Below are 9,120 nucleotides of genomic sequence, written 5' to 3' on the forward strand. Positions count from 1 at the left end.
CGGCCGCTGCGTTTCCGAGCGCCATGGCAGGGGCGGCAGCGAGAACCTCGGCATATGGCGCCGCGCGGGCGCCGACTCCGGGACCGATGCCCGCCAGTGCCGCCTCTGCCGCACCTTGGGCGATCCGGCCGGGTTCGGTCGTAGGCTTGTACTCGCCCGTCACCTTCAGGATCGGCGCGCTGATCGCGTCCGGCGCCGGCAGCGCGTTGCGCGGATCGGTGAAGGCTGGGATACCCTCGCTGGAGGCATGCTGCTGCTGCGCCTGCTTCGCCGCGGCGATCTTTGCCAAGGCGTTCTCGACGGGCTCGCCCGTGATCTTCGACTGCGCGCGGGCGACGAGGTAATCGGCGAAGTTGCTGAGACCCCCGACGAAGCCGACCGAGTCTCCCAAGGCCTTGACCGCGGCGGTACCGAGCCCCTTCAGCGCCCCGGTCGTGTAGCTGTCGTCCGGCGCATTCGACAGAATACCGTCACCGTTCGGCGTAGAGGCACCGATGCCAAGGTCCGCGTCGGACAATAGCTTCGGCTGGGACGACGCATCGTCGGCGGGGGCCGGACTAGCGGCACCTGGTGCCCCACCGCCGGATGACGGCACAACGGGCTGCTGGGGAGGTGGGGTCGGCGCGGGCCCGCGCGTGACCGTGATGGCGCGTTCGCCAGGCAGAAAGCTTGAGCTATCAACGCCGCCGCCGGTCGAGGTGGGATCTGCAGTCGGCGTGGCGGTCTGGATGCCGAGATCTGCGTCGGAGAGGAGTTCCATCAGTTTGTCGCCCAGCCGTTACCCATCCACCGATAGACGCCCTTGCCGGGCACAACGTAGCGCTGTCCCACGACACGTTGCGCGGGCTGCGAGGGGATCGGAACACCCATGACGCCGATGTCCTTGCGGGCTGAGTCGATGAAGGGCGAGATCGGGTTCGTCTTGGCCCAGCCGATCTGGAACTGAGCGTCGTTCGGGGCGCCCTTGTTCTTGTCGTACCAGCTCGCGAAATCCTGGAAGTTCTGGTTGTGATAGGCCTGGATGCCCTTCATCTGCGCGACCATCGCGGCGTTCGCCTCGGGCTGCAGATCGGGGTTCGGGTTCGAATTCACCGCGCTCTGCACCTCGGACACAAATTGCTTGTTGCCCTGCTCCTTCATGTTGCTGAGCACGTTGGCGTAGGCGTTTTTCGCGAATTCCTGCATCGCGGCAGGATTGATCGTTGCTGAGTTTGGTACCGAGATGCCGAACGATCGAAGCTTCGCGACCGCGTTGTTGAAGTCAGTCGAGTTCGCACCGGTCTGGAATGCTGACAGGAGGCTCGATATGGCGTCGAGCCGTTCTCCTGAGACCTGGCGCTCTTGGTAGGCGGATGTGCCGTCGGCGAGCTTGGTCGACAGGTTCTGCTGGCCCGACGTGATGTAGCCCGGCAGCGACTGGGTGATCGGGTTTCCGTCGGCGGCTGCCTGAAGCGCGTTGGCCTTCGTCGTCATCTTGATCGAGCCGTCAGGCTGGGCGACCGGGACAAGCGTATTCTGGTTCTCTACATCGGTTTTGGCGTTCGCCTGTGCGGAAGCGAGCTGTCCCGCGCCGCGGATGTTCTCTGGCGTGAAGCGAGCGCCGGCGCGGGCGTTTGCCGTCGTGATCGCCTTGTTCTGCTCATAGGCGACGGCCGTCGGGTCGCGAGCATTCTTCTGCTCGTTGGTGAATTGCAGTCCTTTGTCGATCGACGTGGCGAGTCCGTCTGCGATCTTGCCCCATTGCTCGCCCGCTGCCTTCGCATATGGGTTGTTGCCGGCGATCCCGGCCATGGTTCGAGCGTAGTTCACCCAATCACCGGCCGAGTGCCCTGCCGCTATCCACGCCGCCGGCACTTGGCCACCGTAGGTTGGATCGAGCGGCGGCGGGACCGCGCCGGACACAGGCGAGATCGGCGGAGGTGCGGAGAGCGTTCGAGGCATCGGCGCCGCCGAGGTGGGCGCACCGGGCCCGGCGACTTGGCCTGCGGCCACCGCCGGCAGCGTAGGATCAACCGGCGGTCCGCCCTGGCTCGGCACAGCCGCGGCTTGACCAGGAGCCCCTGGGGGCATCGCTGAGGCGCTTAATGGCGTTTGTGCGGGGGATGGAGCGCTCGGGTCGGCGCCCGGGGTCCCGGCGCCAGGAACATTCGAATTACCCGCATAGGCGTAAGGGTTCTGCGACGAGGGTGCTGCTTCGTCGTCTTGAGCGACTTGGGTCGGCGAGCCGCCAAGCGACGCGGGCTTGGATGGCGGCACCGGAAGATTGTCGGCCGAGACATCCGGTTGGGCAGGAGCAGCGACGGGACCACCTTGCGCAACTTGGGATGCACCGCGTCCGGGTTGTCCGCCAATGCCAGCGAATGCGGGAATGCCGGCCTTGGCCGCGCCGTGGAAGGCGCCCCAGCCGTTCTTGGCCGCATGGTCGAGGGCGAAGTCGACCTGCGCCTGCCATGTTGAAGGGTCGCGCGCGTCAAGCCCAGTCGCCTTCGTGAAGTCGTCTCCAAGGCCCGGGGCAGCATTCCCGCCAGGCGCGACATTGCCATAGTGCAGCTGGAACGGCCCTGCCGAAGATCCACCGTCGCCGAGGTTCGGATTGCCATTTGGATCGAAGCCGATGAGCCCTTCGCGGGCTGCGACAGCGAGGCCGACGTTCGGGTTCATATTGCGATTGATGAGCCCTTGTCGGATGTAGCTGACGACGTCGGGGTTGGCGCCTTTGGTTGAAGGCGCGGCAACAGGCTGCGGGGCGGCCGGCGCGGATCCGGGAGCGGCCGGCGTCAACCACTTCGACATGCTGCCCTGCATGTCCGCGGCGCTTTTCATCTGCTGCTGAGCGATACCCATGTTCATCAGGCTGGCGGCCGGTGTGTAGGCCCCGAGCTGCATGAGCTTGTTGGTCATCGCCAAATAGTCAGGGTTGCCATTCGCGTCGAGCGGGATGCCGCCCTTGAAGGCGTCGCCCTGCGCAACCTGCTGCTGCAGAAGCTCTTGATCAGGAGCCGCGCCACCGAAGAAATTCGGCAGGTTCGGCGAGAGGGCGAGGAAGTCGCTGGACATCAGAGGAACCCTCCCGTCGCGCTGCTGAGAGCGCCGCCAAGGCCTTTTGTGACTGCTGCTGTTTCCGGCGCGAACAACGTCTGCGCCGCCTTCGACAGAATGCCGCTGTTCGCGTTTGCTGCCGTGTCGTTGGCGACGCCGGCCGCGGTGGTCTGACCGGTGATCGCGTTCGTGCCGTTCCAAGCGTTGTTCGTAAGGCTGGTCCCGAGGCCGGTCTGGATGTTGGCGAGGGAGTTGCCGAGGTTCGACTGGATCGAGGCATTACCGGTCCCCTGAGCGGCATCAAGCGTCCCGAGGTTCGTTCCGGTCGACTGATCGAGTGTCGCTCCCGTCGTGCCGCCCGTAAGCTGAGCACCGCCGGCAGCCTGGTTGTTGCTTGAAATCCCCTGAGCGGCCTGAAGGCCCTGAGATCCCGCGTTCTGCAGGTTCGTGAGGTACTGTTGATACCCTTGGCTGGCGAGATTGTTGCCGAGCTGCGCAACGGCGCTGAGCGTGTTACCGGAAGCGTTCATGCCCCCGGCCGCCGCCGCCCGCTGGGCCGCGCCCGTGCTTTGATCTAACGCATATTGGTAACCTGGGGCTTGCTGGAATGCGGCCGTTGCAGCCGCATTGCCGGATGCACCGTTGAGTCCGAGCGCGTTGTCGAGAGCACCCGTCGCGGCGCCGCCGGTTGCGGTATAGGGCTGATATGCGGCGTTGCTGGATTGGTCGGTCGAGACCGCGTTGTTCACGCCGTTCTTGAGCGTGCCCTGCGCTTGCCCAGCGTACTGGGTCAGAGCCCCGGTGGCGTTGCCGTAACCCGTGTTGAGCGCGCTGGTCGCGTTCGCCGCGCCGGTCGTCTGATCGTTGCTGGCGTTTGTCGCCGAATTCGTCAGGTCGGCGTTGGTGCCGGCGACGGTCGAATTGATGAGCGCGTTGTTCGAGGCGGCCGCCGCGTCCTGACCGCTTGCGGTCTTCGTGCCGAGTAGGTCGTCTAAGATCCCCAAGACATGTCCTTCCGTCGCAAGGAAAGTGGCCGCTTCGGCAACACCGCGTACTTGCTTCAAGGTGACTAGCTTACAGCAACAACTTGATCTATGAAATAGTAATTGGCAATCAATCCCATGCGATTGCGGCTCAAATTACAATCTATACTGCATAGTATTCTTTTGTACTTAGCCGTATCGATCTGTCCCGTCTTGTAAGCATGTGGAGGAACGACTTGCCTCCTTTTGATGGGTGAAAAACTCAATGTCGGAAAAAGTGCCAGATACGGCGGACGCCTCAGAGGCGAAAGAGCCGGTCCTTTCGCATGTGGGCGGCTCGAAGTCGGACACGTTCAACCTGTCGATCGTTCAGGCTGCGGCGAACACGTTTTGGGTCACGAGCCAGGACGAGGTGCACAAGGCGGCGACCGTCGCGACGCAGGCGTTGAAAGGCATCACGCCGGCTGACGAGCTCGAAGGCATGCTCGCAGCTCAGATGATCGCGGCTCATCAGGCCTCGATGGAATGCTTTCGCCGGTCGATGATCGTGGAGCAGAGCCTTGAAGGCCGGGCGATGAACCTGAACCAGGCGAACAAGCTATCGCGCACCTATGCGACGCTTCTCGAGGCCCTGAATCGTCACCGCGGCAAGGGCGGTCAGCAGAAGGTCGTGGTCGAGCACGTGCACGTCAGCGAGGGCGGCCAAGCCATCATCGGGTCCGTTCGGACCGGGGGTGGGGCAGCGAAGAGAAATCAAAGGCAATCTTATGCAGAAGACCAGCTTACCCATGCACCTCAGCCCCCGATGTGGAGCGAAAACCAGGAGCGGGAAGCCGTGCCAGTCGCCGGGCATGAAGAACGGCCGATGCCGGATGCACGGCGGAACGAACCCCGGTGCTCCGAGGGGTAGAGACAACGGCGCCTACAAGCACGGGCTCTTCACCCGCGAGGCTATTGAGCGTCGGCGGCAACTTCGCGCCTTGATGCAGGAGGCGCGAAAGCTGGTCGAGATGGTCTGAGACTGTGATCGCGGGGATCTGCGTGTGTCGCGGTCGCCTTAAGGCGCTTTTTGTAATGACAACCGCCTCATAGAGACGGCGCACGCCAAGCGATAATCAAGCTACCGGCTAAGAAGCAGAGTAAAGAGGCCCAGCCAATGATATGGCTGCCAATGAACGTCCAGCGGATCTTCGATACAATACTGGCGGAGGTATCCTGAATTGTCGGGCGCTGAGCAACTAGTTCGCTATGCCACTTTGGGTTTTCCGTAATTAAAGACCGCTCAACCCGCGCCTCTAAAATTGCCAACTCGCTATGCGTCAACGCCAAGTGGGCATGCATTTGGTAATTATAGTAAGTGCCAAGAGAGCAGAACATTCCTAGCAGCAGTCCTGCAACGTAGAAGCACGCTGGGACGCCGAATATGCCCAACCTCTCATGCCACGTCGAACCATTCAAACCAAAGAAAGCAGAGATGGGCGCTATCGATACTAATCCTCCGGCATTCAACACGATCAAATTAGTTATAATAAGTTTTGAGAATTCCGTAGATAGCTTTTGGGCATCAGTGCTGCGTCGCTCGAAGAGCTCAGCGAGTTTTAATTCGTAGCCCTTCCAATCGAAGTGATCCTGCGCCCATTTCTCCAGGCTAGGTGGTTGCTCGCTCATCTAACGCAATCCGGTTACTGCCGCTGTGCAAAGGGATTAGTGACCAAGGCCCTTCAGGACTTGAGCGACAATCTCGTTGCGAACTGCGAGAGGATCGACAGCACTGGATAGGATCGTGCTGCAATGTGGGCAGGTTATCACGATCCCTTTGAAGGTGGATTTACCTGCGCCAAGCCCGGGCGTCAGATCTACCGGCGCATATCGCAGGGACGTGACGGCTTGCTCACACTTGGGGCACTTCTTCATTGTCGACCCTTCCACTTCCAGCCTGGCAAGCTGGCATGGCCAAGCTGCCGCTCCTAGTGACTTTCCGTAATGTCGACGAAAGAAAGCCAGCGGCCGCCAGGGCCTATCATGGTGCTTGAAGGGCCGCGACCCTCCCCCGAGGGTTTACAAGCCACCTGGCGTCAGTGCATCGGTCCGCGCGCCGAGGGCAGAACCTCCGGCTCGGTGACAGGCACCGCCACTGGCTCGGCCAAGAGAAGCGCGCTGTCGATGGCGTTTCTCAGATGCCTTAAAGCCGGCATATTACACCGCAGCTGGGCGACCATGACCCGATCGAGAACCACGTTCGATACATCCGTCGGCATGGTCAGGCGCCTCGCCTCAAGCGTAATTTCGGCCATGCCGTTCAGGTGCCCGACGGCGCCGGCCGCATCGAAGTAGACGAAGGGGCAGGTGTGACCAGGTGCATACGGCGGGAGCTGGGGCGGCACATGGGACTCGGTGGGCTCGATCGGGTCTGCAGCCTTCAGTTCTTTGTTGGGCTTGCTCATGACTGGTTCCGTGATGACAGGTCGGTGAAAGGAAATGAAAGGTTTTGGATCGACTACATGCTTTCTTCCGCGGCGCGGATCGCAGCGATGAACGCGGCGTTGAATCCGATGCGGTGGCGATCGGCGGCGGCGAGAAGGCGACGACAGTCCTGCAGCGCCGTCTCGTCCTTGAGGTCGTAGGTCCAGGTCTCGGCGCCGAGCGCGCCGGCATGGGTCTGGAAGGTCGCGCCCATGGCGATCATCGCGGTGACGATCTCGAGGCATTGGGTCTTCATCGTCACTTCGTGCATGGGGTGCTCCCTGTTTTAGCTGCGATCTTCGCTCGATCTGTCCTTGGCTATGCCGCGCGAGGTGCGATCGCGGCCGCAGCGGAACGCAGGGTCTCGGCCAGCTCGGCACGCATCCGAAGCAAGTCCTCCTCGTTCTGGATCTCCGGCGCCCGCACGTCGAAGCTCCGCACGATGTTGCCGAGGGTGATGACGGTATCGCGGAAGCCGGCGCTTGCCTTGCCGGCCCATGCAGCCTCGGCGGCGTCACGGCCGGCGTTGAGGCGGTCGCGAAGGCTGACGAAGATCGGCTGGGGTTCGTGCGTGACGATATCCTTGATGGTTTTCGTGGTCATGATGCTCTCGTCCTGTTTTGCCGAGATGCGTCGGCGCGCTGTAGAACTGGGAAAGGATTGGGGTGCCGGGCGCGGTCGCGGCGTCTTCATGGCGTCACCGCCTGTCGGTCGACGACCTTCATCCGATAGGTCTGTCCACGGCGCTGGACGGATCGAGCACCTTGCGCCAGGCCGAGCTGGCGGCGGATCTTGCCTACGGTTGTGGGCGAGCATCCGCAGGCGCGCGCGACATGACGATCGCTGCGGGTGGGGTCGGCGCGAAGCATGTCTGCGACGGTGTGGTCGGATGTGGACGGATGGTCCGAGGGGCTCGATATCGGTATGCCGATATCGCTCGATGCCTTGGACGGGTTGGACAGATCGGCTTCAGTCTTCGCCATGGCCTCAAGGTCGCGGAAGATCGCATCCTCGACTCTCTCCCACGTGCTTTCCAGACCGCGGTACATCGCGAAGCGTGCGTGAAGATCGGCAATAGTCGTCAGCCGTATCTCCCGCAACGCCAAGTCTCGGACCGCCTCCGCACGCACGCCCGCGGCCACGTCGAGCGCGATGTCGCCAAGCCCAAGACCGTCGGTGTCGAGGATGCAATCCATATCGTCGTTCCGCGTCTCCCAATACTCGTGCTCAGCCTTCGCTGCCGCAAATGTTGTTGGTAACGGGTAGGCTCTCAGGATCGCTTCAAGGATCTGCGGAGGCATCTTCTCGCGATTGAAACCGTAATCGGACCATCCGCCCAGATTACCTGTCCACCGCTCGTGAGGCCTTTCCTGCGCCACCCGCCAAGGCTTCACGGCTTCGAGGATCAGTCGTTCCCTTTCGCATGGGGCCAACACCGCTTTTTTAGAGCCGTATTTCGCGATGACGGCGGCCTGTCTTTCGGCGTGCCGACGTCGGCGTTCAGCATTAGCTCGTTCGCGCTCGGCTCGATCCGCCGCCTCCTTTGCCGCCACGTAGTCGTCATAGAAGTTCGAGTGGAGGGAAGACTTTGCTGTCGCCCGCTGAAGCGCCTCCATCGCCTCCTCGAACGACATGCCGCACGACTTCGCCACTTGCTCGGCGCGGGCTCGACACGACTGCCGTTCTCCGTCGAACTTGGTCGAGTTCATCAGCGCGATAATCTTCGCGAACTTCGGGTCTAGGGCGGTCGCGGTGGTCGTCATGGCATCACCGCCAGTGCTTCGGCCGATGAATGCGGGACCGGTGTGCGAGGCCCTGGAGTAAGGGAAATTCCCTCACTTGGTTTAGGTGGCACCGGCATGAGCAGAACGCGGCCCTCGTCGGCGAGCGCGAGCAAGGCGCCAGACGCGAAGTTGAAGCGGGTTGGTTTTTCGACCATGCGAAGCTCTATCGATTGCGAGCACCGCAAGGCCAGATCGAGCACGGCGACGACGCCAGCGTTAAAGGCGTCTATTTCGGATCGGGTCATTCTTGTCATTGCGCGATCACCTCCGCGTCGGTGTCGAATACGAATTCGGTCGTTCCGCGCTGTCCGAGATCAGAGAACCGGAATTTGCGCCCGTGCACGCGTGTGAGGCCGGACTCGTCGTCACGCTCGATCGCGATGCCGATGTCGGACTTGTTGGCCCAGTGCGCTGAACCGTCGGCGTCGTAGAGACTGATATCGGCCGCGTCCTTCGATCCGCCGTTCTTGGTCGGGTGGATCACGACGATCACCAACACGTCGAAGGTCTGGGCGAACCGCTTTAGGCGCTTGATCATCCGAGCGACGTACTGGGTTTCGGTCTCGTTATGCGGGCGGGCGTGCTCGAACTCGTTCCAAGGATCGATCACCAGAGCCTTGAGGCCGTGGCGGATCACCGCCTCTTCGGCCTTCTCGATCAGCCACTCAACGGTCTGTTCCGACTCGTCGGTCCGCGGGTCGATGTGGAAGAACACAAACTTCTCGTTGATCCATGCGTCGGCATCTCGGCGCTGCGGCAGGGTCCAGTTCCGGCGCCCCGTACCGATCTGATGGGTCCTCAGGATGTCGCGAACAAACGGCACCGGCAGCACCTCGAAAGAGGCGAGGCCG

General features: G+C 62.4%; 12 protein-coding genes. 2 read left to right on the forward strand and 10 right to left on the reverse strand.

Features of this window, described 5'->3' with window-relative positions:
* The 3 genes from GSQ79_RS22775 to GSQ79_RS22785 all read right to left on the reverse strand — a co-directional run.
* Nucleotides 1-760, reverse strand: a 760-nt coding sequence (locus GSQ79_RS22775; protein ID WP_158811071.1) for a hypothetical protein, incomplete at its 3' end; no start/stop codon positions are given.
* Nucleotides 760-3,057, reverse strand: a complete 2,298-nt coding sequence (locus tag GSQ79_RS22780; RefSeq protein WP_158811072.1) for a hypothetical protein — start codon at nt 3,055-3,057, stop codon at nt 760-762. The genes GSQ79_RS22775 and GSQ79_RS22780, both read right to left, overlap by 1 nt.
* Nucleotides 3,057-4,043, reverse strand: coding sequence for a hypothetical protein (locus GSQ79_RS22785; protein WP_158811073.1), 987 nt, complete (start codon nt 4,041-4,043; stop codon nt 3,057-3,059). Before GSQ79_RS22785 ends, GSQ79_RS22780 begins: the two co-directional genes overlap by 1 nt.
* Before the next feature lie 244 nt (nt 4,044-4,287).
* Here GSQ79_RS22785 and GSQ79_RS22790 point away from each other — a divergent pair, with 244 nt between their 5' ends.
* Complete coding sequence (locus GSQ79_RS22790) at nt 4,288-4,932, forward strand: hypothetical protein (protein WP_158811074.1); 645 nt, start codon at nt 4,288-4,290, stop codon at nt 4,930-4,932.
* Entirely contained in the window at nt 4,874-5,041 is a 168-nt protein-coding gene (locus GSQ79_RS30185; protein WP_305764630.1) for a hypothetical protein, read from the forward strand. Before GSQ79_RS22790 ends, GSQ79_RS30185 begins: the two co-directional genes overlap by 59 nt.
* Before the next feature lie 67 nt (nt 5,042-5,108).
* Here GSQ79_RS30185 and GSQ79_RS22795 read toward each other — a convergent pair whose 3' ends face one another.
* The 7 genes from GSQ79_RS22795 to GSQ79_RS22825 form a co-directional block, all read right to left on the reverse strand.
* Nucleotides 5,109-5,690: a hypothetical protein gene (locus GSQ79_RS22795; RefSeq protein WP_158811075.1), complete on the reverse strand. Its 582-nt coding sequence runs from the start codon at nt 5,688-5,690 to the stop codon at nt 5,109-5,111.
* Between the two features lie 407 nt (nt 5,691-6,097).
* Nucleotides 6,098-6,466 carry a hypothetical protein gene (locus GSQ79_RS22800; protein WP_158811076.1) on the reverse strand — a complete coding sequence of 123 codons (369 nt, stop codon included), beginning with the start codon at nt 6,464-6,466 and terminating at the stop codon, nt 6,098-6,100.
* 53 nt (nt 6,467-6,519) lie between these two features.
* Nucleotides 6,520-6,756 (reverse strand): hypothetical protein, encoded by a 237-nt coding sequence (locus tag GSQ79_RS22805; protein WP_158811077.1) that lies wholly within the window; start codon nt 6,754-6,756, stop codon nt 6,520-6,522.
* A 47-nt stretch (nt 6,757-6,803) separates the two neighbouring features.
* Nucleotides 6,804-7,088 (reverse strand): hypothetical protein, encoded by a 285-nt coding sequence (locus tag GSQ79_RS22810; protein ID WP_158811078.1) that lies wholly within the window; start codon nt 7,086-7,088, stop codon nt 6,804-6,806.
* 86 nt (nt 7,089-7,174) lie between these two features.
* Nucleotides 7,175-8,248: a hypothetical protein gene (locus tag GSQ79_RS22815; protein ID WP_158811079.1), complete on the reverse strand. Its 1,074-nt coding sequence runs from the start codon at nt 8,246-8,248 to the stop codon at nt 7,175-7,177.
* Complete coding sequence (locus GSQ79_RS22820) at nt 8,245-8,514, reverse strand: hypothetical protein (RefSeq protein ID WP_158811080.1); 270 nt, start codon at nt 8,512-8,514, stop codon at nt 8,245-8,247. The genes GSQ79_RS22815 and GSQ79_RS22820 overlap by 4 nt, the downstream gene beginning before the upstream one ends.
* A 5-nt stretch (nt 8,515-8,519) precedes the next feature.
* Entirely contained in the window at nt 8,520-9,101 is a 582-nt protein-coding gene (locus GSQ79_RS22825) for an AAA family ATPase (protein ID WP_158811081.1), read from the reverse strand.
* Nucleotides 9,102-9,120: the final 19 nt, after the last annotated feature.

The sequence above is a fragment of the Beijerinckia sp. L45 genome, assembly GCF_009765775.1.
GTDB lineage: Bacteria > Pseudomonadota > Alphaproteobacteria > Rhizobiales > Beijerinckiaceae > RH-AL1.

What these genes read in the sequence shown, in the direction of transcription:
- GSQ79_RS22780 (WP_158811072.1), bottom strand. Translation starts at nt 3,057, where the DNA reads ATGTCCAGCGACTTCCTCGCCCTCTCGCCGAACCTGCCGAATTTCTTC.
- GSQ79_RS22790 (WP_158811074.1), top strand. Translation starts at nt 4,288, where the DNA reads ATGTCGGAAAAAGTGCCAGATACGGCGGACGCCTCAGAGGCGAAAGAG.
- GSQ79_RS30185 (WP_305764630.1), top strand. Translation starts at nt 4,874, where the DNA reads ATGAAGAACGGCCGATGCCGGATGCACGGCGGAACGAACCCCGGTGCT.
- GSQ79_RS22795 (WP_158811075.1), bottom strand. Translation starts at nt 5,690, where the DNA reads ATGAGCGAGCAACCACCTAGCCTGGAGAAATGGGCGCAGGATCACTTC.
- GSQ79_RS22800 (WP_158811076.1), bottom strand. Translation starts at nt 6,466, where the DNA reads ATGAGCAAGCCCAACAAAGAACTGAAGGCTGCAGACCCGATCGAGCCC.
- GSQ79_RS22805 (WP_158811077.1), bottom strand. Translation starts at nt 6,756, where the DNA reads ATGCACGAAGTGACGATGAAGACCCAATGCCTCGAGATCGTCACCGCG.
- GSQ79_RS22810 (WP_158811078.1), bottom strand. Translation starts at nt 7,088, where the DNA reads ATGACCACGAAAACCATCAAGGATATCGTCACGCACGAACCCCAGCCG.
- GSQ79_RS22815 (WP_158811079.1), bottom strand. Translation starts at nt 8,248, where the DNA reads ATGACGACCACCGCGACCGCCCTAGACCCGAAGTTCGCGAAGATTATC.
- GSQ79_RS22820 (WP_158811080.1), bottom strand. Translation starts at nt 8,514, where the DNA reads ATGACCCGATCCGAAATAGACGCCTTTAACGCTGGCGTCGTCGCCGTG.